This window comes from Pseudomonas sp. 22490 (assembly GCF_052044465.1).
GTDB classification, from domain to species: Bacteria; Pseudomonadota; Gammaproteobacteria; order Pseudomonadales; family Pseudomonadaceae; genus Pseudomonas; species Pseudomonas aeruginosa.
This window is the reverse complement of record NZ_JBQENS010000003.1, coordinates 149,351-171,124: the sequence shown is the minus strand read 5'-3', so window position 1 is coordinate 171,124 and position 21,774 is coordinate 149,351. Positions and strand designations below refer to the sequence as shown.

The following is a 21,774-nucleotide window of genomic DNA, read 5'->3' as shown; positions in this document are numbered from 1 at the left end:
TAGGACGCAAGAAGCTGGGGCCGGCGAATCGCCATCGCCGGCCCCGGCCGGGGATCACGGATCAGGCAAGCGCTGTGCGCAGCTGGTTGGCAATGGCGGCCTGGTCCAGCTCCTGGCCGATCACCACCAGCCGGGTGCTGCGGACTTCGTCGGCCAGCCACTTGCGGTCGAAATGCCTGTCGAAGCGCTTGCCGACGCCCTGTACCAACAGGCGCATGGGCTTGCCCGGAATGGCGGCGAAACCCTTGATGCGAAGTATGTCGTGACGCTCCACCAGCTCGCCGAGGGCCTCGAGCAGCGCAGCTTCCTCCACCTCGGGGAGATCGACGTGGAAGGAGTCGAACTCGTCGTGGTCGTGGTCCTCGTGGCCTTCGTGGTCGTGGTGGGTCGGCCGGCCGTCGATGTGCAGCTCGGCCTCGGCGTTGAGTCCCAGCAAGACCGGCAGCGGCAGCTCGCCCCGGCTCGCCTCGACGATCTTCACCGCCGCCGGCAGCTCCCCGGCGATCTCCGCGCGGACCCGCGCCAGGGCCTCGGCGTCGAGCTGGTCGGCCTTGTTCAGGATCACCAGGTCGGCACTGGCCAACTGGTCCTCGAACAGTTCGTGCAGCGGCGATTCATGGTCGAGGTTGGGGTCCTGGCGGCGTTGCTGGTCCACCTGCTCGGGATGGGCGGCGAAGGTACCGGCCGCCACCGCCGGACTGTCGACCACGGTGATCACCGCGTCGACCGTGCAGGCGTTGCGGATTTCCGGCCACTGGAAAGCCTGCACCAGCGGCTTGGGCAGGGCCAGGCCGCTGGTCTCGATGAGGATCTGGTCAAGGTCGCCGCGGCGCGCCACCAGCTCGCGCATCACCGGGAAGAACTCTTCCTGCACGGTGCAGCACAGGCAACCGTTGGCCAGCTCGAAAACGCGGCCCTGCGCCTCTTCTTCGCTGCAGCCGATGGAACATTGCTTGAGGATCTCGCCGTCGATGCCGAGTTCGCCGAACTCGTTGACGATCACCGCGATGCGCCGGCCTTCGGCGTTGTCCAGCATGTGCCGGAGCAAGGTGGTCTTGCCGGCGCCGAGGAAGCCGGTGACGATGGTGACGGGGAGTTTCGCCAGGGTTTTCATGGGCAGCCCTTGTTCAGCTCGGCGGGCATGCGGACGAGTGGCGCGGACGCAGGGGCCGCGCAACGGATTCGCCACCGGATCACCCCGCCCGGTTGTATGGAAGTCTTGTCCCCGGGCATCGCGCCACGGGATCGACGAGGCAGGTCTCCTGGCTCACGGTCTGGCGTCTCCGCCGGTTCCCCGCCTTCCCGCGTCACGCAGTGGCATTGGGGAACGATCGCCGTTCACAGTTGCGGGGGCAGCCGCGGCATCGACCGCGTTCCCTCTTAGCCCCGCCGTCGCCGGCGAGGAACCTCGAACCGGCAAGGCTACGCAGTGCGCGGGCCAGGGTCAATCGGGCCGGTTGACGCCCGGCGGTCCTTCATGCTGTCCTAGGCGGGTTGTCCCAGGTGTCTCGTGCCGGCGCGCACGAGGTGAAACGGGAAGCCGGTGACGCTCTCCGAGCCAGTCCGGCGCTGCCCCCGCAACGGTAAGCGCATCGCGCGCGAGCCCGGAGACCGGCCTGGAACCTTTCGTTTGATTCACCCGCGGTGGGCGGGCGCAAGCGTGAAGCGGGCCGTCCGGTCCCGTTCCTCGTGCGTACTCCTCTGCCACGCCCATGCCAATCCAGAGGGAACGCACCATGTCCAGCAGCACCCTGGCGCACGCCAGCTCCACCACCTCCCTGTCGAAGCGACTGAGCCTGGCCATCGGCGCCGGCCTGCTCGGCGCGCTGCTGGTCTATTTCGCCGGTTTCTCGCACATCGACGCGGTACACAACGCCGCCCACGATACCCGGCACAGCTCCGGCTTCCCCTGCCACTGAGTCGCGAGGGAACCAGAATGATCAAGCGCATCGCCCAGACCGCCGGCTTCGCCGGCCTGCTCGCCGCCCTGCTGCTGACCCTGCTGCAGATTCTCTGGGTCACCCCGCTGATCCTCGAGGCGGAGACCTACGAGAAGAGCGAGCCGGTCGCGGCCCAGCCCCACGAACACGCCCCCGGCGTCGCCGCCCATGTCCACGACGAGGAGGCCTGGGAGCCGGAGGACGGCTGGCAGCGTACCCTCTCCACCACCGGCGGCAACCTGGTGGTGGCGGTCGGCTTCGCCCTGATGCTCGCCGGCCTCTTCACCCTGCGCGCGCCGGGCCAGACCTGGCAGGGCCTGCTCTGGGGCCTGGCCGGCTACGCGGTGTTCTGCCTGGCGCCGTCGCTGGGCCTGCCGCCGGAGCTGCCGGGTACCGCCGCGGCCGACCTGGTGCAACGCCAGTACTGGTGGATCGCCACCGCCGCCGCCACCGCGGTGGGCCTGGCCCTGCTGGTGTTCGGCGGCAACTGGCCGCTGAAGCTGGTCGGCGCCGTCCTGCTGGCGCTGCCGCACCTGTTCGGCGCGCCGCAGCCCGAGGTCCATGCCAGCCTGGCGCCGGAAGCCCTGGCCCAGCGTTTCGTGGTCGCCTCGCTGGTCAGCAATGCGCTGTTCTGGGCCGCCCTCGGCCTGGCCGCTGCCTGGCTGTTCCGGCGCAACCGGGGCGGCGTCGACGCCTGACCGCCTGCCACCCGCGACCCTTGCCGGTCGCGGGTCCATAGTGCCTCTCCTTCCATTTCCTCCGGTGCGCGCATGCCCCTGCCCATCCCCAGCCTGCTGATCGCCGGCATCGGCTGCCGCCGAGGCTGTAGCGCCGAGCATCTGCGCGCGCTGCTGGAGCGAACGCTGGGCGAACACGGGCGCAGCCTGGCCGAGCTGGACGCCCTCGCCAGCATCGACGGCAAACGCGACGAACCCGGCCTGCGGCAACTGGCCGCGCTGCTCGAACGCCCCGTGCATTTCCTCGCACCCGCCGTCCTGCACGACTACGAGCCGCGCCTGCTCAGCCCCTCCGCCGTCGCGCTGCGCGAAACCGGCTGCTCCAGCGTCGCCGAGGCCGCCGCCCTGGCCCTGGCCGAACGCCTGGGTGGCGGTCGCGCCGATCTGCTCGGGGCGAAACGCAGCGACGATCGGGCGAGCATCGCCCTGGCACGTCTTCTCACCGAACGAGAACTCCCATGACCGTCTATTTCATCGGCGCCGGTCCCGGCGACCCTGACCTGATCACCGTCAAGGGGCAGCGCCTGATCCGCCAGTGCCCGGTGATCCTCTACGCCGGCTCGCTGGTTCCGCAAGCGCTGCTCGAGGGGCACCAGGCCGGCCAGGTGGTGAACACCGCCGAGCTGGACCTCGAACAGATCGTCGAGCTACTCGCGCAAGCCCATCGCCGCGGCCTCGACGTAGCCCGCGTGCATTCCGGCGATCCCTCCCTGTACGGCGCCATCGGCGAGCAGATCCGCCACCTGCGCGAACTCGGCATCCCCTATGAGATCGTCCCCGGGGTCACCGCCACCGCCGCCTGCGCCGCCCTGCTCGGCTGCGAGCTGACCCTGCCCGAAGTGTCCCAGACGCTGATCCTGACCCGCTACGCCGCACGCACGAAGATGCCGGAAGGCGAGAGCCTGGGCGACCTGGCGCGCCACCGGGCGACCCTGGCGATCCACCTGGGCGTCGCCCACCTGGCGAAGATCGTCGAGGAACTGCTGCCGCACTACGGCGCCGACTGCCCGGTCGCGGTGATCCACCGGGCCAGTTGGCCCGACCAGGAACAGGTTCGCGGCACCCTCGGCGACATCCTGCCCAAGGTCGCCGCCAGGAATTTCCGCCGCACCGCGCTGATCCTGGTCGGCGAGGTGCTGGCCGCCGAAGGCTTCGCCGACTCTTCGCTGTACCGCGCCGAGCATCGACATCTCTATCGACCCGGCGAATGAACCGCCGTCCTTAGGTTCGGCGCCGACCACCGGCAGCACGCCTAGACTCGTCACAAGGCTTGCGACAGCGGGCCGGCACGGCTAGCGTTCAGCGCTGGCCCCTTTTTTCCTGAAGCCTTCGGACACCCATGAAACGATTCCTCCTCGGTCTGGTTCTGCTGCTGGCGGTCGCCGCCGGCGTCCTCTACTTCGTCCCGGCTACCCTCCTCGCCAGCGTACGCACCGTCGAGCGCGGTCTCGCCGGTCTCAGCGAGCACAGCGTGCAGGTCGACAACCTGGAGATCGCCTACCTGGAAGGTGGCTCGGAGAAGAACCCGACCCTGTTGCTGATCCACGGCTTCGGCGCCGACAAGGACAACTGGCTGCGCTTCGCCCGGCCGCTGACCGAGCGCTACCATGTGGTCGCCCTCGACCTGCCCGGCTTCGGCGACAGCAGCAAGCCGCAACAGGCCAGCTACGACGTCGGCACCCAGGCCGAGCGAGTCGCCAATTTCGCCGCCGCCATCGGCGTGCGCCGCCTGCACCTGGCCGGCAACTCCATGGGCGGGCACATCGCCGCGCTCTACGCGGCGCGCCATCCGGAACAGGTGCTATCGCTGGCGCTGATCGACAACGCCGGGGTGATGCCGGCGCGCAAGAGCGAACTGTTCGAGGACCTGGAGCGCGGCGAGAATCCCCTGGTGGTGCGCCAGCCGGAAGACTTCCAGAAGCTGCTCGACTTCGTGTTCGTCCAGCAACCGCCGCTGCCGGCGCCGCTCAAGCGCTACCTCGGCGAACGCGCGGTAGCCGCGTCGGCGTTCAACGCGCAGATATTCGAACAACTGCGCCAGCGCTACATCCCGCTGGAGCCGGAACTGCCGAAGATCGAGGCACCGACCCTGCTGCTCTGGGGCGACCGCGACCGCGTGCTGGACGTCTCCAGCATCGAGGTGATGCGTCCGCTGCTGAAGCGGCCCAGCGTGGTGATCATGGAAAACTGCGGACACGTGCCGATGGTCGAACGCCCGGAGGAAACCGCGCAGCACTACCAGGCCTTCCTCGACGGCGTACGGAACGCCCAGGTGGCCGGTCGCTGAAAACGCGAACCGGCGCCTGGGCGCCGGTGCGGGGGAGCGGGAGCCGTCGCGAGGACGGCTCGGATACAGGCCTCAGGCCTGGATCAGGTTGGCGATCTGTACGTCCGGGTTGACGTCCTGCTCGTAGTCGACCCCAGCGACCTCGAAACCGAACAGGTTGAGGAACTCGCTCTTGTAGCCGGCGAAGTCGGTCAACTCGTAAAGGTTCTCGTTGGTTACCTTGTCCCACAGCTCCTCGACACGGGACTGCACTTCCGGCTGCAGTTCCTTGTAGTCGGCACGCAGGCGGCCTTCCTCGTCGAGGCGCGGCTCGGCGCCGTACAGGCTCTCCCGGTACAGGCCGTCGACCTGCTCGATGCAACCTTCGTGGGTACCCTGCTCCTTCATCACCTTGAACAGCAGCGACAGGTACAGCGGCATCATCGGGATCGCCGAGCTGGCCTGGGTCACCACCGCCTTGAGCACCGACACGCGCGCGTCGCCGCCCAGCGGGGCGAGCTTGTCGCGGATACCGAGGACCTTCTGGTCGAGATCCTTCTTGGCTGCGCCGATGGAACCGTTCCAGTAGATGTCGTGGGTGATCTTCTCGCCCAGGTAGGTGAACGCGGTGGTCTTCGCGCCGTCGGCCAGCACGTCGGCCTCCAGCAGCGCGTCGATCCACATCTGCCAGTCCTCGCCGCCCATCACCGCAACGGTATCGGCGACTTCCTGGTCGCTGGCCGCCTCCAGGACCACGTCCTTGATCACTTCCTTGTCGGTGTCCAGGCCACGGAAGCTGACCGACTTGCCGATCGGCTTGAGGGTCGAGGAGAACACTTCGCCGCTCTTCGGATGGGTACGGCGCGGCGCGGCCAGGCTGTAGACCACCAGGTCGACCTTGCCGAGATCGCGCTTGATGGTCTCGATGGTCAGCCGCTTCACCTCGTCGGAGAAAGCGTCGCCATTGATGCTGCGGGCATACAGGCCTTTCTCGTGGGCGAACTTCTCGAAGGCCGCCGAGTTGTACCAGCCGGCGGTGCCCGGCTTGCTCTCGCTGCCCGGACGCTCGAAGAACACCCCGAGGGTATCGGCGCCGGAACCGAACGCGGCGGTGATGCGGGCAGCCAGGCCATAGCCGGTGGAGGAACCGATGACCAGGACCTTCTTCGGTCCGTTGACGACGGGGCCCTTGGCCTCGACGTAGTCGATCTGTTGCTTGACGTTGGCCTCGCAGCCTGCCGGATGGGTAGTGACGCAGATGAAGCCACGCACGCGCGGTTTGATGATCATGAAAACCTCGGTTGCTAGATGCCGGAAAAGCACATTCAGGAGCTAGAGACGTCGCGCATTGTAAATGAGACACCTCCGCTTGGGCGGACCGAAGGCAGGAATCGTGACCAAAGGGTCACGCGTCGCAGCCCGGACATAAAAAAACCCGCTCCGGGGAGCGGGTCTTGTCGGCTTGGAATCGGGCTCAGACGGCCTTTTCCAGCTCCGGTACGGCGTCGAACAGGTCGGCGACCAGGCCGTAGTCGGCGACCTGGAAGATCGGAGCCTCTTCGTCCTTGTTGATCGCGACGATCACCTTCGAGTCCTTCATGCCCGCCAGGTGCTGGATGGCACCGGAGATGCCCACCGCGATGTACAGCTGCGGGGCGACGATCTTGCCGGTCTGGCCGACCTGCATGTCGTTCGGCACGAAACCGGCGTCGACCGCGGCGCGGGAAGCGCCGACTGCGGCACCCAGCTTGTCGGCCAGGGCGTAGAGGATCTTGAAGTTGTCGCCGTTCTGCATGCCGCGGCCGCCGGAGACCACGATCTTGGCAGCGGTCAGTTCCGGACGGTCGGACTTGGCCAGCTCTTCGCCGACGAAGGCGGACTTGCCGGCATCGGCCGGACCGGAAACCTGCTCGACGGCAGCCGAACCGCCTTCGGCGGCGACGGCGTCGAAGCCGGTGGTACGCACGGTGATCACCTTGACCGCAGCCGAGGACTGCACGGTAGCGATGGCGTTGCCGGCGTAGATCGGACGCTTGAAGGTGTCGGGGCTGACCACTTCGACGATCTCGGAGATCTGGTCGACGTCCAGCAGCGCGGCGACGCGCGGCAGGAAGTTCTTGCCGTTGGTGGTAGCCGGGGCCAGCACGTGGCTGTAGTTCTTGCCCAGCTCGGCGATCAGCGGTGCGACGTTTTCCGGCAGTTGATGGGCGTAGGCGGCGTTGTCGGCGACCAGCACCTTGGAGACGCCCTCGACCTTGGCGGCGGCTTCGGCCACGGCGGCAACGTTCTGTCCGGCGACCAGCACGTGGATGTCGCCGCCAATGGCCTTGGCAGCGGCAACGGTGTTCAGGGTGGCAGCCGCCAGGGCCGCGTTGTTGTGCTCAGCGATAACCAGGATAGCCATTAGATTACCTTCGCCTCGTTCTTCAGTTTCTCTACCAGTTCAGCCACGGACTTGACCTTGATGCCAGCGGAGCGTGCAGCCGGCGCCTCGACCTTCAGGGTCTTCACGGTGGAAGCGGTGGAAACGCCCAGGGCGTCCGGGGTCACCACGTCCAGCGGCTTCTTCTTGGCTTTCATGATGTTCGGCAGCGACGCGTAGCGCGGCTCGTTCAGGCGCAGGTCGGTGGTGACGATGGCCGGCAGGTTCAGCGCGACGGTCTGCAGACCGCCATCGATCTCGCGGGTCACGTTGACCTTGTCGCCAGCGACCTCGACCTTGGAGGCGAAGGTGCCCTGGGCGTAGCCGGTCAGCGCGGCGAGCATCTGGCCGGTCTGGTTGTTGTCGCTGTCGATGGCCTGCTTGCCGAGGATCACCAGCTGCGGCTGCTCCTTGTCGACCACGGCCTTGAGCAGCTTGGCCACGGCCAGGGAGTTCAGCTCGTCGTTGCTCTCCACCAGGATCGCACGGTCAGCGCCCAGCGCCAGCGCGGTGCGCAGTTGCTCCTGGGCGGCGGTCGGGCCGACGGAGACAGCGACGATCTCGGTAGCCACGCCCTTCTCTTTCAGGCGCACGGCTTCTTCCACGGCGATTTCGCAGAAGGGGTTCATGGACATCTTGACGTTGGCGAGGTCGACGCCGGAGTTGTCCGCCTTGACGCGGACCTTGACGTTGTAGTCGACCACTCGTTTGACTGCTACAAGAACCTTCATGGATTCCTCGTTATTCTCCGGTGAATAAGGATGTCGCCAGACAGGCCTGGCCGGTGATGCTCGCCGGCCGGAAACCGACACTCTGCTAGACAGCGACCGCAAAACCGCCCGTATCTTGACCGGATCACCCTTTTCGGTCAATACGGCAAAAGGGTGGTTTCCCCCCCTCGAATGCCGATTCTATCAGGCTTCCAAAGAATTCAAACAAACGTTTGTATTGGACCTGCCCATGCAGCTATATATAATGCGCCCGCTCTGATCAGGGAAAGATCTCAGCCACCAATAAACAGATACCGTGAGCCTTGAGTAGGAGATCGATAGTGGAACGCGAATACATGGAATTCGACGTCGTCATCGTCGGCGCTGGCCCCGCCGGTCTGTCCGCCGCATGCCGACTGAAGCAGAAGGCCGCCGAAGCCGGTCAAGAGATCAGCGTCTGCGTGGTCGAGAAGGGTTCCGAAGTGGGCGCCCACATCCTCTCCGGCGCGGTGTTCGAGCCGCGCGCGCTGAACGAGCTGTTCCCCGACTGGAAGGAACTCGGCGCGCCGCTCAATACCCCGGTGACCGGCGACGACATCTACGTCCTGAAGAGCGCCGAGAGCGCTACCAAGGTGCCCAACTTCTTCGTGCCCAAGACCATGCACAACGAGGGCAACTATATCATCTCCCTGGGCAACCTCTGCCGCTGGCTGGCCCAGCAGGCCGAAGGACTGGGCGTGGAGATCTATCCGGGCTTCGCCGCCCAGGAAGCGCTGATCGACGAGAACGGCGTGGTCCGCGGCATCGTCACCGGCGACCTCGGCGTCGACCGCGAAGGCAACCCGAAAGAAGGCTACTACACCCCCGGCATGGAGCTGCGGGCCAAGTACACCCTGTTCGCCGAAGGCTGCCGCGGGCACATCGGCAAGCAACTGATCAAGAAATACAACCTGGACAGCGAGGCCGATGCCCAGCACTACGGTATCGGCATCAAGGAAATCTGGGACATCGACCCGTCCAAGCACAAGCCCGGCCTGGTGGTCCATACCGCCGGCTGGCCGCTGAACGACGAAAATACCGGCGGCTCGTTCCTCTACCACCTGGAGAACAACCAGGTGTTCGTCGGCCTGATCATCGACCTGTCCTACAGCAACCCGCACCTGTCGCCGTTCGACGAGTTCCAGCGCTACAAGCACCACCCGGTGGTCAAGCAGTACCTGGAAGGCGGCAAGCGCGTGGCCTACGGCGCCCGGGCCATCTGCAAGGGCGGCCTGAATTCGCTGCCGAAGATGGTCTTCCCCGGCGGCGCGCTGATCGGTTGCGACCTCGGCACCCTGAACTTCGCCAAGATCAAGGGCAGCCACACCGCGATGAAGTCCGGCATGCTCGCCGCCGACGCGATCGCCGAGGCCCTGGCCGCCGGCCGCGAAGGCGGCGACGAGCTGTCCAGCTACGTCGATGCGTTCAAGGCCAGCTGGTTGTACGACGAACTGTTCCGCAGCCGCAACTTCGGCGCGGCCATCCACAAGTTCGGCGCTATCGGCGGCGGCGCGTTCAACTTCATCGACCAGAACATCTTCGGCGGCAAGATCCCCGTCACCCTGCATGACGACAAGCCGGACTACGCCTGCCTGAAAAAGGCCAGCGAAGCGCCGAAGATCGACTACCCGAAGCCGGACGGCAAGCTCAGCTTCGACAAGCTGTCCTCGGTGTTCCTCTCCAATACCAACCACGAGGAAGACCAGCCGATCCACCTCAAGCTAGCCGATGCGAGCATTCCGATCGAGAAGAACCTGCCGCTCTACGACGAGCCGGCCCAGCGCTACTGCCCGGCAGGCGTGTACGAAGTGGTGGCCAACGACGACGGCAGCAAGCGCTTCCAGATCAACGCGCAGAACTGCGTGCACTGCAAGACCTGCGACATCAAGGACCCGGCGCAGAACATCACCTGGGTGGCGCCGGAAGGTACCGGCGGGCCGAACTACCCCAACATGTAAGGCAAACGAAAAAGGCTCCCTCGGGAGCCTTTTTTCATGCTGCGCCTGTCAGTCCGGCTGCGGGCCGATGGGAAAGAACTCGCCGTGGCTCCAGACGCCGAGCCATTCGATGCCGTCGATCCGGCGCGGCACCGCCAGCTCGACCAGCTGGTAGAACACGTTGCGATGCACCAGCGCCTCGAGGTTGTCGCGCACCCGCAGGTAGGGCGTGGGTTCCTGGGTGCGGGGGTCGATCTCGACGCGCAGCGGATGCCCGGCGTCCGCCTCGACCTCGTCCTCGACGTTGGTGGCGAAGCGCAGTACCTGCGCCCCGCCCTCGCCCTGCACCTGCAGGGTCACCGCGACGAAGGGCGCATCGTCGACGCGGATACCGACCTTTTCCACCGGAGTCACCAGGAAATAGTCGTCGCCGTCGCGGCGAATGATGCTGGAGAACAGCTTCACCATCGGCTTGCGTCCGATCGGCGTGCCCAGGTAGAACCAGGTGCCGTCGCGGGCGATGCGCATGTCGATGTCGCCGCAGAACGGCGGATTCCACAGGTGCACGGGCGGCAGGCCCTTCTTTTCGCCCCTGGGGATCTGCGCCAGCAGGTCGTTGGCCTTGCCGGTATCACTCATAGCCTGTTCCTCGACTGTTCAGGCCCAGCAATTCCTGGGCGTATTGCTCCAGCGGGGGACGCAGCAGGTCTTCCGGGGTGGCGTCGTAGAACGTCAGGAAACCGCCGCGGCTGCGGATGGTCGCGCTGTCCACCAGGAAACGGGTGCTGGTCTCGATCAGCATGACCTGGATGACACTGCGATCGCGCCCGACCCGGCCGAGTTCCTCTTCGTCTTCCCACTCCTCCCAGTTGCCGATCCTGTTGTCGCCCCGGGCGAAACGGCAGTACAGCAGGTAGTGAGCGCCGGCGGCACGCGCCTCGCGCATCGCGTCGTCCAGACCGAGCGGCGCCTTGGCGCGGCGCACCAGCGGGAAATACTCGACGAAACCTTCGAAGGCCTGCTCGGCCACCACGTTCGGCCGCGCGTACCGGTAGCCCGGCGGCACGAACGGGCCCTGGCCGATGTAGATGAAGGAGTCGGCCTGGATCCGCCGGTTGTTGCTGCGCTGGCTGGCGCTGTGATCGAGCACCCCGGCGTCGCGCAGGTAGTAGTCGGCGCCGTCGGCCAGGTCGCTGGGCTTCATGCAGGCGGACAGGCTGCCCAGGAGGAGCATCGCCAGGGCGATACGGAACAGGTGCAACATCGGTCATCTCCCCTGCCGGCGTCGGAAAACCGGCGAATGACGAGCCGATGCAGCTTCCGCGCCATCACAGGCCACGCTGCCACTCCTGGCGCAGGGCAGCGTGCTGCGGCTGCTCGATGGCCTGGCGGACCTCGGCCAGCAGGCGCGCCTTGTCGGCACCCAGTTCGCCCTTGAGCACCAGATAGTTGGAAGCGTGGTCGCTGCGAAATACCGTGTCTTCGAGCTCCAAACCCTGCAACAGGCGTTCGACCTCGACGAACAGGGCACGCCGGTCCAGCGCCTCGAAATCGGCGAAGCCAGCACGGAAACGCTGCTCGCCGGTAGGGAAACTCACCACCAGGGTCGACAGGTACTCCGGCTGGGTGGCGTTCATCAGGCGCGCGGAGTTGTCCGCGTGCTGCGCGCTCAGGGTCATTCCGCCCAGACCGTTGAGGATCATCACCGAACGACTGATCCCCGCCTCGCCAAGCTTTTCCAGCGCATCCAGGGTAGAGGAATAGGTCTCGCCCTTGTTGACCCGCGCCAGCACTTCGTCGTCGCCGGACTCGGCGCCGACATAGGCCATTCGCAGCCCGGCGTCGGCCAGTTCGCGCAACTCGTCGACCGACTTCCTGCGCAGGTTGCGCGGCAGGCAGTAGCTGGATACCCGCTCCACCTCCGGCAAGTGCTGGCGAATCGCCTGCAGCACCGCGAGCAGCCGGCGGGTCGGCAATACCAGGGCGTCGCCATCGGCGAGAAACACCCGCTTGACGATCAGGCGCTCGCCGCAGCGGCGGATCTCCTCCAGTACCTCGTTATCGTCGCGGGCGCGAAATTTCTTTTGCGGCTGGGTATACATCTCGCAAAAGCCGCATTTGTTCCAGGAACAGCCATTGGTCACCGGGAGGATCAGCGAATGCGCCTCGCTCGGGGGCCGGAACACCGGTTCGATGTAGTGGATGGGGAATTCACGGACACTCATCGGAGAACTCCTGAACGAACGTGGAGCCGCCACCGGGACGGTGCCACCGGCGGATTCGCCGGAAATGGGCAGCCGACGTCCCGCCGGCGGATCGATGGGCGACGAGTATATCCCTGCCGGCAAAGAGTGCGCGGGGCGCAGTGACTGCGTCCCGGCACCAGAGGTATCAGGCGCTGGGAGCGTCGCCTTCGCGCTTGCGCTTGTTGCCCATGCGCACGCCGATATCCATCAGGAAGTGGAAGAAACCTTCCTGGTCTTCCAGCACCTCGCGCCAGAACGGCGAGTGGTACAGCGCCACGGCGCCATGCACCAAGGCCCAGGCAGCGCAATAATGGAAGTACGGCGGAACGTTCTCCAGCTTGCCGTCGGCGATACGCTCCTTGATCAGTTGGGTCAGGCGTTCGAAGTTGGAGGCGCGGATCTTGTGCAGCTCCTCGACCATCTCCGGCACCTGGCTGGTCTTCACCACCTTCTCTTCCAGGCGGTCGAACAGGCGGTAGCGCTGCGGATCGCGCATGCGGAACTCGAAGTAGGCGCGCGACAGGGCTTCCTTGTCGCGGGCTACGTCTTCGGAATGGAACAGGGCGGCGAGATCGCGCTCGTAGTCCAGCATCAGGCGCAGGTAGATCTCCGCCTTGGACTTGAAGTGCTTGTAGATCGTGCCTTTGCCGATGCCGACGGCATCCGCGATCATCTCGACCGTTACGCTGTCTTCCCCCTGTTCGAGGAACAGCTTGAGGGCGGTATCGAGAATCTCCTGTTCACGGCGACGAAATTCACGAACTTTGCGAGGCTCTTTCTGCATAAAAAGACTGTCAGGTCAAAATGAGTCAAAAATCGAAGCCGCGTATTATGCCTATTCAGCACGAAAATGCACGGAACATCCGACGATGAATTGTTACCAGGACGAATTCGACCAGACCAACGGTCTGCGCTACCTCAACCACGCAGCGGTCGCACCCTGGCCTAGACGCGCCGCCGACGCGGTGAGCGCCTTCGCCCGGGAGAACGTCGCCCACGGCGCCAGCGACTATCCGGAATGGCTGAAGATAGAACATCGCCTGCGCGAGCGCCTTGCCCGACTGCTCAATGCGCGCGCCGGCAGCGACCTCGCCCTGGTCAAGAACACCTCCGAGGCGCTTTCCTTCGTAGCCTTCGGCCTGGATTGGCGAGAGGGCGACCAGGTCGTCATCGGCAACGAGGAGTTCCCCTCCAATAGAGTGGTCTGGGAAGCCTTGCGCCCGCGCGGCGTCGAAGTGGTCGAGGTCGGTCTCGCCGGCGACGATCCCGAGAGCGCCCTGCTCGCCGCCTGCGGCCCGCGCACCCGCCTGCTGTCGATCAGCGCGGTGCAGTACGCCAGCGGCCTGCGCCTTGACCTGGAGCGCATCGGCGCGGGATGTCGCCGCCGCGGGGTGCTGTTCTGCATCGACGCGATCCAGCAGCTCGGCGCCCTGCCCTTCGACGTACAGGCCTACGATTGTGCCTTCGCCATGGCCGATGGGCACAAGTGGATGCTCGGCCCCGAAGGGCTGGGCGTCTTCTATTGCCATCCCGAGCAGCGCGAGCGCCTGGCGCTGCACGAATATGGCTGGCACATGCTGGAACATGCCCTCGATTACGAGCGTCGCGACTGGCGGCCGGCGCGCAGCGCCCGGCGCTTCGAATGCGGCAGCCCGAACATGCTCGGCGCGATGGCCCTGGAGGCCAGCCTGGGGCTGTTGGAGGAGGTCGGCATGGAGCGGGTCGGCAGAGACATCGCCGAGCGCGTCCAGTGGCTACAGGACGGTCTGTCGGGAATTCCCGGGGTACGCCTGCACAGCCCGCGGAACCCGAGCCGACGCGCGGGCATCCTGACCTTCAGCCTGGACGGCCAGGACAATCGGACACTCTTCGAAACGCTTCGCCAGGAACGGGTCATTTGCGCCCAGCGTGGCGGAGGTATCCGTTTTTCCCCGCACTTCTACACGAGTTCGACGGTGATCGACGATACCCTGGCGATCTTGCGCCAGGTCGCAGGCACCTAGGTACTCAAGGACCGCAAGGGTATTCCAAATCTGTTTAAAAAACCGCCAGCCCTGTCTGGACGCCCCACGAACATGACCAATACTGAAAGGTACTGGCGCGCGGTATCTCCCCCCAAGTACCCAGCCAGTGAAGGTACCGAGGAATGCGTACCTTTGTTCCACTCCTAATGGTCTTGACCCGGATTCATCCCCCAGAACCCGGGTTTTTTTTATCCGTGCGCCGGCCTAGCGGGCCAACGGAAACAGCCGATGGAAATTGGCGGTAGTCTGCTCCGCCAGGGTTTCCAGGCTGACGCCACGCAACGTCGCGAGGAATTCGGCGACATCGCGCACGTATTCCGGCAGGTTCGGCTTGCCGCGATGGGGAATCGGCGCCAGGTAGGGCGAGTCGGTCTCCACCAACAGCCGGTCGGCCGGTACCTGGCGAGCCACCTCGCGCAGGGCATCGGCATTGCGGAAGGTGACGATGCCGGACAGGGAAATGTAGAAGCCCAGGTCCAGCGCCGATCGCGCCATTTCCCAGTCCTCGGTGAAGCAATGCAGCACGCCGGCCTGCGGCAACGCCGCCTCGCGCAGCAGCGCCAGCGTGTCGGCGCGCGCCTCGCGGGTGTGCACGATCACTGGCTTGGCGGTGATCCGCGCGGCTTCCAGGTGCAGGCGAAACGCCTCCTGTTGCAACTCGGCGGCTTCCGGTTCGTAGTGGTAGTCGAGGCCGGTCTCGCCGATCGCCACCACCCGCGGATGCGCCAGCTCGCCCAGCAGCCAGTCCAGCGCTGGCGCGCTTCCGGGCTCCAGGTCCAGCGGGTGCACGCCCACCGAACAGTGCACGTCGGCATAGCGCTCGGCCAGGGCCTTCACCGCCTGGGCATTGTCGGCGCTGACGCCGATGCAGAGGAATTGACCGACGCCACGCGCTCGCGCGGCATCCAGCGCCGCATCGAGCGAGCCGCCATGGGCGGCCAGGTCGAGGCGATCGAGGTGGCAGTGGGAATCGACCAGCATGATCCTGTCTAGCGTTACATCGTGTGGGTCGGCCGGTCCGACTTCAGCGCCCCGGCCAGGTAGGTTTCGATCTTGTTGCGGGCGGTGTTGTCACCGTCGTTGAACTGCACGCCGATGCCAGCCGCACGGTTGCCCTGGGCGCCCTTCGGGGTGATCCAGACGACCTTGCCGGCCACCGGGATCTTCTCCGGCTCTTCCATCAGGTTGAGCAGCATGAAGACTTCGTCGCCGAGCTTGTAGTTCTTGTTGGTGGGAATGAACAGCCCGCCGTTCCTGATGAACGGCATGTAGGCGGCGTACAGCACGGACTTGTCCTTGATGGTCAAGGACAGGATGCCGTTACGCGGCCCCAGATTGGGTGGCAAACTCATGCAGGTTCCTGCCAGTCGAATATCAGCGGGATTCTAGCCCGGCCCGGGCAGGCTTGCCCACTGCACCAGCAGGGCTTCGAGAAGCAGGACACGGTTGAGGTTGGCCTTGTTCAACACTTTCTGCCGCTGTTGCAGCAGCCAGTCCTGCATGGCCAGCACCTTGGCCTGCCCGGATTTGTCGCCCAGGTACTGGATCACCTTGCGCATGTCGGCCAACCCCAGCCCCTCCTGGTCGTGGGTCAACTGGTAGCGCAGGATGCCCAGCGTCCAGTCGCAGAACCAGTCGAAGAGCAATGGCAACGGCACGCTGTTCCAGCTTTCGGCCAGTGGGCTGGCGGCGATCTGCTGCTTGAGCAGCTTCTTCACCCCCTCGACCACCTGCGCGCGCTGCTCGCGCACGCCCTGGCCGTGCAGGCGCTGGGCGGTGAGCGGCGAGCCGCCGGAAAGCGCCAACAGTTCCTCCAGGGCCTCGGCCGGCTCGTCGGGCAGGGCCCGCGCCAGCCATTCCAGACTAGCCGCCGCGCCCGGCAAAGGGCAGGCCTGCTGCACGCAGCGGCTCTTGATGGTCGGCAACAGGCGGCTGGGCTGGTGGCTGATCAGCAGCAGCACGGTATCGCCCGACGGCTCTTCAAGGCTTTTCAACAGGGCGTTGGCGGCGTTCACGTTCATCGCCTCGGCGGGTTCGAGCAACACGACCTTGCGCCCGCCCAGTTGCGCGGTCTGCACCACGAAGCCAACCAGGTCGCGGACCTGATCGACCCGGATCGGTTTCTCCGCCTCCTCCGGCTCCAGCACGAAGTAGTCCGGATGGGTACCGGCGGCCAGCAACTGGCAGGCCTTGCACTCGCCGCATGCGCCAGCGGCGGCAGGGCGCTGGCAGAGCAGTTGGGCGGCCCAATGCTCGGCCAGGGCACGCTTGCCGATCCCGGCGGGACCGTAGAGCAGATAGGCGTGGGCGTGCTGGGCGCGGCCGCCCAGTTGGCTCCAGAGCGCCTGCTGCCAGGGATAGATATCAGCCATTCAGACGCTCCAGCAGATTCGGCAGCAGCCGATCCAGGCCAGCCTGCACCTCGGCCAGCGGCAACCCGGCATCGAGCACCTGGTAACGCTCCGGGGCCTGCGCGGCGCGCTGCAGGTAGGTCTGACGCACGGCCTCGAAGAAGCGTCGGTCCTCCTGCTCGAAACGGTCGAGCCGGCCACGCGCCGCCGCCCGCGCCAGGCCGATTTCCACCGGCAGGTCGAAGACCAGCGTGAGGTCGGGCCGCAGGTCGCCCTGGACGAAGCTTTCCAGCGCGGCGATGCGCGCCTCCGGCAAACCGCGCCCGCCGCCCTGGTAGGCATAGGTGGCATCGGTGAAGCGATCGCAGAGCACCACGGCCCCGCGCGCCAGCGCCGGGCGGATGACCCCGGCGAGATGCTGGGCCCGCGCGGCGAACATCAGCAACAGCTCGGTATCGGCGGCCATCGGCTCGTCGCTGGGCGCCAGCAGCAGTTCACGGATGCGCTCGGCGAGAGGCGTGCCGCCAGGCTCGCGGGTCAACTGCACCTCGATGCCGCACTCGCGCAGGCGCTCGGCCAGGTAGTCGCGGTTGGTGCTCTTGCCGGCCCCTTCCGGGCCCTCCAGGGTGACGAACAGGCCGGTCACACGGCACTCCTTATCTTGGCTGCGCCGCTCATTGTGGCGGCGGGGTGATGGGCGCGGGGCTGGAGCGATAGTCCGAGCGACGCTTCAACTGGTACTCGCGGACCGCCTTGTTGTGTTCGTCCAGGCTGCTGGAGAACACATGGCTGCCATCGCCGCGCGCCACGAAATACAGGGTCTCACCCTCGGCCGGATGCAGCGCGGCGCGAATCGCCTCGCGCCCGGCCAGGGCGATCGGGGTCGGCGGCATGCCCGGCACCACATAGGTATTGTAAGGGGTCGGTTCGCGCAGGTCGGCGCGGGTGATCTTGCCGTTGTAGCGCTCGCCCATGCCATAGATCACCGTCGGATCGGTCTGCAACAGCATGCCGCGCTGCAGGCGGCGGACGAAGACGCCGGCGATCTGCGAACGCTCTTCCGGCACGCCGGTTTCCTTTTCCACCAGCGAGGCCATGATCAGCGCCTGGTAGGCGTCGCGATAAGGCAGGTCCTGGCTGCGGCCATCCCATTCCTTGGCGAGGATGGTCTGCATGCGCTGGTAGGCCTTGCGCAGTATGTCGATGTCGCGCATGCCACGGGTGTAGCGGTAGGTATCGGGGAAGAAGCGCCCTTCGGCCACTTCGTCGGGCTTGCCGAGGCGTTGCATGATCTCGCCGTCGCTCAGGCCGGCCAGGGTCTGCTCCAGCTTGCCCTGCCTGGCGAGCGCTTCGCGCACCTGGCGGAAACTCCAGCCCTCGACCAGGGTCAGGCTGTACTGCACCACCTCGCCTTCGCGCCAGAGTTCCAGCAGGTCGGCGCCCTTCATCCCCGGCAAGAGGCGGTATTCGCCGCTGTGCAGGGCCTGGCCCGGCAGGTTGAAACGCCAGTAGAGGCGCAGCCAGAACGCGCCATGGAGCACCTTTTCCTGCTCCAGACGCGCGAGCATGCCGCCCGGCGTGGAGCCCGAGGAAACGTCCAGCAGGCGCTCCTCGGTCAATTGCAGGGGCTGCTCCAGCGCCCGCTGCTGCTGCCATGCAGCCAGGCCGACGCAGAGGCCAACGAACAACAGGCCACTCTCCAGCAGCACCAGCAGTTTGCGCATCAAAGTCAGAAATCCAGGTCGTCGCGAAGTTGGTCTTGCAGTTTACGGGTCAGCTTGCCGACCGGCCAGACGTGCTCGTCCAATGCCCGGACCGGCCAGATGCCGAACTGGCTGTTGCACAGAAAGACCTCGTCGGCCGTCGCCAGTTCAGCCATGGAAACATCCCGTATCGCCAGCGGGACGCCGATTCCTTCGGCGCGCTCGAGCAATTCCGCGCGCATCACTCCAGCGACGCCGCAGCGCCGCAGGTCAGGCGCCACGAGGGTGCCGTCGAGAACCAGCAGCAGGTTGCTGAACACGCCCTCCACTACCCGCTCGTGCACGTCCAGCATAAGCCCTTCGGCATGCCCGGCGTCGCTCCACTCGGCACGGGCGAGGACCTGCTCCAGGCGATTGAGGTGCTTGAGGCCGGCCAGCAGGGGCTGCTCGGCCAGGCGCGTGCGGCAGGCGAACAGGCGCACGCCTTGCTGCCAGTGGCGCTCGGGATAGGCCGGACGCGGCGATCCGGAGAGGATTCGCCGCGGCGAGGCCTCGGCAGGCGGCGCGTAGCCACGCAAACCCTCGCCGCGGGTGACGATCAGCTTGGCGACACCGTCGCCCAGCGCCGCGCAGAACGCCAGCAACTCCTGGCGCAACGCCGCGGCGTCGAGAGGGATCGCCAGGCGCCGACACCCCTCTTCCAGGCGCGCCAGGTGGCGCTCCAGGAGACGCGGCGTGCCGGCGCGCACCGCCAGGGTCTCGAACAGCCCGTCGCCATAGGCCAGTCCGCGATCGCGCACGGACAGCTCGGCGGCGGGCCGGCCGTCGACCCAGTCCAGCATCAGTCGGCGAACCTGCGGAACACCAGGGTGCCGTTGGTCCCGCCGAAACCGAACGAGTTCGACAGGGCCACGTCGATCTTGCGCGGCTTGGCTTCATGGGCCACCAGGTCGAGGTCGCAACCTTCGTCCGGGTTGTCCAGGTTGATGGTCGGCGGGGCGACCTGGTCGCGCAGGGCCAGCACGCTGAAGATCGCCTCCACCGCACCGGCGGCACCCAACAGGTGGCCGGTCATCGACTTGGTCGAACTCATCGACAGCGCATGGGCATGCTCGCCGAACACGCTCTTCACCGCGGCGATCTCGGCGATGTCGCCGGCCGGGGTGGAGGTGCCATGGGCGTTGATGTAATCGACCTGGCGAGGATCCAGGCCGGCATCGCGCAGCGCGTTCTTCATGCAGCGGGCGGCACCGGCGCCGTCTTCCGGCGGCGCGGTCATGTGGAAGGCGTCGCCGCTCATGCCGAAGCCAACCAGCTCGGCATAGATCCGCGCGCCGCGGGCACGGGCGTGCTCCAGTTCTTCGAGCACCAGGGCGCCGGAACCGTCGGACAGGACGAAGCCGTCGCGATCCCGGTCCCACGGACGGCTGGCACGGGTCGGCTCGTCGTTGCGAGTGGAGAGCGCGCGAGCCGCGCCGAAACCACCCAGGCCGAGACCGCAGGCAGCCATTTCGGAACCGCCGGCGACCATCACGTCGGCCTCGCCATAGGCGATGTTGCGAGCAGCCATGCCGATGCTGTGGGTACCGGTGGTGCAGGCGGTGGTGAGGGCGTAGTTGGGCCCCTGCAGACCCAGGTGGATCGACAGGAAGCCGGAAACCATGTTGATGATCGAACCGGGCACGAAGAACGGCGAGATGCGCCGCGGCCCCTGCTCGAACAGGGATCGGCAGTTGTTCTCGATATTGGTCAGGCCGCCGATACCGGAACCCATGGATACGCCGATACGCTCACGATTGGCGTCGGTGACCTCCAGGCCGGAATCGCGAACGGCCTGGAAGCTGGCGGCGAGACCGTACTGGATGAACAGGTCGAGCTTGCGGGCTTCCTTGGCGGACAGGTATTCCTCGACATTGAAACCCTTGACCGAACCACCGAAGCGGGTGGAATAGGCGGACAGGTCCATATGCTCGATCGGGGCGATCCCGCTGCGACCGGCGAGAATACCTTCCCAACTGCTCGGGACATCCAGGCCCAGCGGCGACAGCATGCCCATGCCAGTAATGACGACGCGTCTACGCGACACTACGACTTCCTCTTTCTCATTTCACGGGGTTGCGCCGACAGACTACCAGAGTAGGTAAGGCGCTAAAGAAAAGCCGCACGCCCTTACAGGCTGTGCGGCTTTTCCACGTCGGAAAATCCGACGACTACTTATTGCTGGTGAGCAACGATGTAGTCGATGGCTTCCTGAACGGTGGTGATCTTTTCAGCTTTCTCGTCAGGGATTTCGGTCTCGAATTCCTCTTCCAGAGCCATCACCAGCTCGACGGTGTCAAGGGAGTCGGCGCCCAGGTCTTCGACGAAGGAAGCGCTGTTGGTGACTTCTTCTTCCTTCACGCCGAGTTGTTCAGCGACGATCTTCTTAACGCGTTCTTCGATGGTGCTCATACCTTGTTTTCACTCCTATGGAAAATCCGAGCAGCTGGGCTGCGGGTAAGTGTATAGAAAGGGTTTTCTGCTTTTCAAGCTGAACGCCTCACCTTCCCACGGCCACTTCGATAATTCTATCTAATAACCCGGCTGCAATTCCGCAACGAATTCTAGACAGCGCTTATGACAGACCCGAGAAAGGTAACGTCACATTCAGCTCATGTACATCCCACCATTGACCGGCACGGTGGCCCCGGTCACATAGGCTGCGCCGTCCGAAGCGAGGAAGCCGACCACCTTGGCGATCTCTTCCGCCTGCCCCAGGCGACCCAGCGGAATCTGGCCCAGCAGCGCTTCGCGCTGGGCTTCCGGCAGCTCGCGGGTCATGTCGGTGTCGATGAAGCCCGGCGCCACCGCATTCACGGTAATGGCACGCGAACCGACTTCCCGGGCCAGCGCACGGGTGAAGCCCTCCAGGCCGGCCTTCGCCGCGGCATAGTTGGTTTGCCCGGCATTGCCCATGGCGCCGACCACGGAACCGATGTTGATGATGCGCCCCCAGCGGGCCTTGGTCATACCGCGCAGAACGGCTTTCGACAGACGGTAGAGACTGTTCAGGTTGGTGTTGACCACATCGAACCACTCGTCGTCTTTCATGCGCACCAGCAGATTATCGCGGGTGATGCCGGCGTTATTGACCACGATCAGCGGTTGGCCGAGATGCTGCTGGATGTGCTCCAGGGTCGCGGCTACGGATTCGTCGCTGGAAACGTCCAGGACCAGGCCCGCACCCTCGACGCCATTGGCCTTGAGGGTTTCGGCGATCTTCTCGGCGCCGGACGCGCTGGTCGCGGTGCCGATGACCACGGCACCCAGGCGCCCCAGTTCCAGCGCAATCGCCTGGCCGATGCCACGGCTGGCGCCGGTTACCAATGCGACCTTACCTTGCAGACTCATGGGATTCTC

General features: G+C 65.9%; 24 protein-coding genes and 2 riboswitches. Of the genes, 7 read left to right on the top strand and 17 right to left on the bottom strand.

All coding sequences use genetic code 11. From position 1 onward, the window contains the following. Positions 1-61 precede the first annotated feature (61 nt). A complete protein-coding gene (gene cobW, locus ACTJJX_RS04845) occupies positions 62-1,114 on the bottom strand; it encodes a cobalamin biosynthesis protein CobW (protein ID WP_003102922.1) in 1,053 nt (350 codons plus the stop codon). 121 nt (positions 1,115-1,235) lie between these two features. After that, positions 1,236-1,426: riboswitch (cobalamin riboswitch) on the bottom strand. 58 nt (positions 1,427-1,484) lie between these two features. Further along, a riboswitch (cobalamin riboswitch) is annotated at positions 1,485-1,634 on the top strand. A gap of 102 nt (positions 1,635-1,736) precedes the next feature. On the opposite strand from cobW, the gene ACTJJX_RS04840 reads away from it, so the two are divergent. From ACTJJX_RS04840 to ACTJJX_RS04820, 5 genes are all read left to right on the top strand, one after another. Next, positions 1,737-1,919, top strand: a complete 183-nt coding sequence (locus tag ACTJJX_RS04840) for a CbtB domain-containing protein (RefSeq protein WP_003091059.1) — start codon at positions 1,737-1,739, stop codon at positions 1,917-1,919. A 17-nt stretch (positions 1,920-1,936) separates the two neighbouring features. Continuing rightward, positions 1,937-2,638 carry a CbtA family protein gene (locus ACTJJX_RS04835; protein WP_003091061.1) on the top strand — a complete coding sequence of 234 codons (702 nt, stop codon included), beginning with the start codon at positions 1,937-1,939 and terminating at the stop codon, positions 2,636-2,638. A 72-nt stretch (positions 2,639-2,710) separates the two neighbouring features. Next, positions 2,711-3,139 (top strand): cobalamin biosynthesis protein, encoded by a 429-nt coding sequence (locus tag ACTJJX_RS04830; protein WP_003102924.1) that lies wholly within the window; start codon positions 2,711-2,713, stop codon positions 3,137-3,139. Continuing rightward, the gene (cobM, locus tag ACTJJX_RS04825) at positions 3,136-3,888 is read left to right on the top strand and encodes a precorrin-4 C(11)-methyltransferase (protein ID WP_003102926.1); all 753 of its coding nucleotides are present in this window, start codon (positions 3,136-3,138) and stop codon (positions 3,886-3,888) included. Before ACTJJX_RS04830 ends, cobM begins: the two co-directional genes overlap by 4 nt. A 128-nt stretch (positions 3,889-4,016) precedes the next feature. Then, positions 4,017-4,964, top strand: a complete 948-nt coding sequence (locus ACTJJX_RS04820) for an alpha/beta fold hydrolase (protein WP_003091085.1) — start codon at positions 4,017-4,019, stop codon at positions 4,962-4,964. 72 nt (positions 4,965-5,036) lie between these two features. On the opposite strand, the gene fabV is transcribed toward ACTJJX_RS04820, so the two are convergent. The 3 genes from fabV to ACTJJX_RS04805 form a co-directional block, all read right to left on the bottom strand. Next, entirely contained in the window at positions 5,037-6,233 is a 1,197-nt protein-coding gene (gene fabV, locus ACTJJX_RS04815; protein WP_003102929.1) for an enoyl-ACP reductase FabV, read from the bottom strand. A gap of 184 nt (positions 6,234-6,417) precedes the next feature. Beyond that, the gene (locus tag ACTJJX_RS04810) at positions 6,418-7,347 is read right to left on the bottom strand and encodes an electron transfer flavoprotein subunit alpha/FixB family protein (RefSeq protein ID WP_003091099.1); all 930 of its coding nucleotides are present in this window, start codon (positions 7,345-7,347) and stop codon (positions 6,418-6,420) included. Next, positions 7,347-8,096 (bottom strand): electron transfer flavoprotein subunit beta/FixA family protein, encoded by a 750-nt coding sequence (locus tag ACTJJX_RS04805; protein WP_003091107.1) that lies wholly within the window; start codon positions 8,094-8,096, stop codon positions 7,347-7,349. Before ACTJJX_RS04805 ends, ACTJJX_RS04810 begins: the two co-directional genes overlap by 1 nt. A 320-nt stretch (positions 8,097-8,416) precedes the next feature. Between ACTJJX_RS04805 and ACTJJX_RS04800 the strand changes: the two genes are divergently transcribed. Continuing rightward, a complete protein-coding gene (locus ACTJJX_RS04800; protein ID WP_003102932.1) occupies positions 8,417-10,072 on the top strand; it encodes an electron transfer flavoprotein-ubiquinone oxidoreductase in 1,656 nt (551 codons plus the stop codon). Positions 10,073-10,120: 48 nt separating this feature from the next. Here the strand turns inward: ACTJJX_RS04800 and ACTJJX_RS04795 are convergent, their stop codons facing one another. From ACTJJX_RS04795 to ACTJJX_RS04780, 4 genes are all read right to left on the bottom strand, one after another. After that, positions 10,121-10,690: a DUF1285 domain-containing protein gene (locus tag ACTJJX_RS04795; RefSeq protein ID WP_003138614.1), complete on the bottom strand. Its 570-nt coding sequence runs from the start codon at positions 10,688-10,690 to the stop codon at positions 10,121-10,123. Continuing rightward, the gene (locus ACTJJX_RS04790) at positions 10,683-11,315 is read right to left on the bottom strand and encodes a DUF4823 domain-containing protein (RefSeq protein WP_003091112.1); all 633 of its coding nucleotides are present in this window, start codon (positions 11,313-11,315) and stop codon (positions 10,683-10,685) included. The genes ACTJJX_RS04795 and ACTJJX_RS04790 overlap by 8 nt, the downstream gene beginning before the upstream one ends. A 64-nt stretch (positions 11,316-11,379) precedes the next feature. Then, a complete protein-coding gene (locus ACTJJX_RS04785; RefSeq protein ID WP_016852672.1) occupies positions 11,380-12,276 on the bottom strand; it encodes a radical SAM protein in 897 nt (298 codons plus the stop codon). Between the two features lie 166 nt (positions 12,277-12,442). Further along, positions 12,443-13,081, bottom strand: a complete 639-nt coding sequence (locus ACTJJX_RS04780; protein ID WP_003091114.1) for a TetR/AcrR family transcriptional regulator — start codon at positions 13,079-13,081, stop codon at positions 12,443-12,445. 85 nt (positions 13,082-13,166) lie between these two features. Between ACTJJX_RS04780 and ACTJJX_RS04775 the strand changes: the two genes are divergently transcribed. After that, positions 13,167-14,300, top strand: a complete 1,134-nt coding sequence (locus ACTJJX_RS04775) for an aminotransferase class V-fold PLP-dependent enzyme (protein ID WP_003118082.1) — start codon at positions 13,167-13,169, stop codon at positions 14,298-14,300. 225 nt (positions 14,301-14,525) lie between these two features. On the opposite strand, the gene ACTJJX_RS04770 is transcribed toward ACTJJX_RS04775, so the two are convergent. From ACTJJX_RS04770 to fabG, 9 genes are all read right to left on the bottom strand, one after another. Then, complete coding sequence (locus tag ACTJJX_RS04770) at positions 14,526-15,302, bottom strand: TatD family hydrolase (RefSeq protein WP_003091117.1); 777 nt, start codon at positions 15,300-15,302, stop codon at positions 14,526-14,528. 14 nt (positions 15,303-15,316) lie between these two features. Further along, positions 15,317-15,673: a PilZ domain-containing protein gene (locus tag ACTJJX_RS04765; RefSeq protein ID WP_003091119.1), complete on the bottom strand. Its 357-nt coding sequence runs from the start codon at positions 15,671-15,673 to the stop codon at positions 15,317-15,319. A gap of 33 nt (positions 15,674-15,706) precedes the next feature. Beyond that, a complete protein-coding gene (locus ACTJJX_RS04760; protein WP_016852671.1) occupies positions 15,707-16,693 on the bottom strand; it encodes a DNA polymerase III subunit delta' in 987 nt (328 codons plus the stop codon). Beyond that, positions 16,686-17,318 carry a dTMP kinase gene (gene tmk / locus ACTJJX_RS04755; protein WP_016852670.1) on the bottom strand — a complete coding sequence of 211 codons (633 nt, stop codon included), beginning with the start codon at positions 17,316-17,318 and terminating at the stop codon, positions 16,686-16,688. Before tmk ends, ACTJJX_RS04760 begins: the two co-directional genes overlap by 8 nt. A gap of 28 nt (positions 17,319-17,346) precedes the next feature. Further along, on the bottom strand, positions 17,347-18,396 hold the full coding sequence (mltG, locus tag ACTJJX_RS04750) for an endolytic transglycosylase MltG (RefSeq protein ID WP_003104128.1): 1,050 nt from the start codon (positions 18,394-18,396) through the stop codon (positions 17,347-17,349). A 5-nt stretch (positions 18,397-18,401) separates the two neighbouring features. Beyond that, positions 18,402-19,217: an aminodeoxychorismate lyase gene (gene pabC / locus ACTJJX_RS04745; RefSeq protein WP_016852669.1), complete on the bottom strand. Its 816-nt coding sequence runs from the start codon at positions 19,215-19,217 to the stop codon at positions 18,402-18,404. Next, the gene (fabF, locus tag ACTJJX_RS04740; protein ID WP_003104132.1) at positions 19,217-20,461 is read right to left on the bottom strand and encodes a beta-ketoacyl-ACP synthase II; all 1,245 of its coding nucleotides are present in this window, start codon (positions 20,459-20,461) and stop codon (positions 19,217-19,219) included. Before fabF ends, pabC begins: the two co-directional genes overlap by 1 nt. A 128-nt stretch (positions 20,462-20,589) precedes the next feature. Beyond that, positions 20,590-20,826 (bottom strand): acyl carrier protein, encoded by a 237-nt coding sequence (gene acpP / locus ACTJJX_RS04735; protein ID WP_003091135.1) that lies wholly within the window; start codon positions 20,824-20,826, stop codon positions 20,590-20,592. A 195-nt stretch (positions 20,827-21,021) separates the two neighbouring features. Then, complete coding sequence (fabG, locus tag ACTJJX_RS04730; protein WP_003091137.1) at positions 21,022-21,765, bottom strand: 3-oxoacyl-ACP reductase FabG; 744 nt, start codon at positions 21,763-21,765, stop codon at positions 21,022-21,024. Between the last annotated feature and the right edge of the window lie 9 nt (positions 21,766-21,774).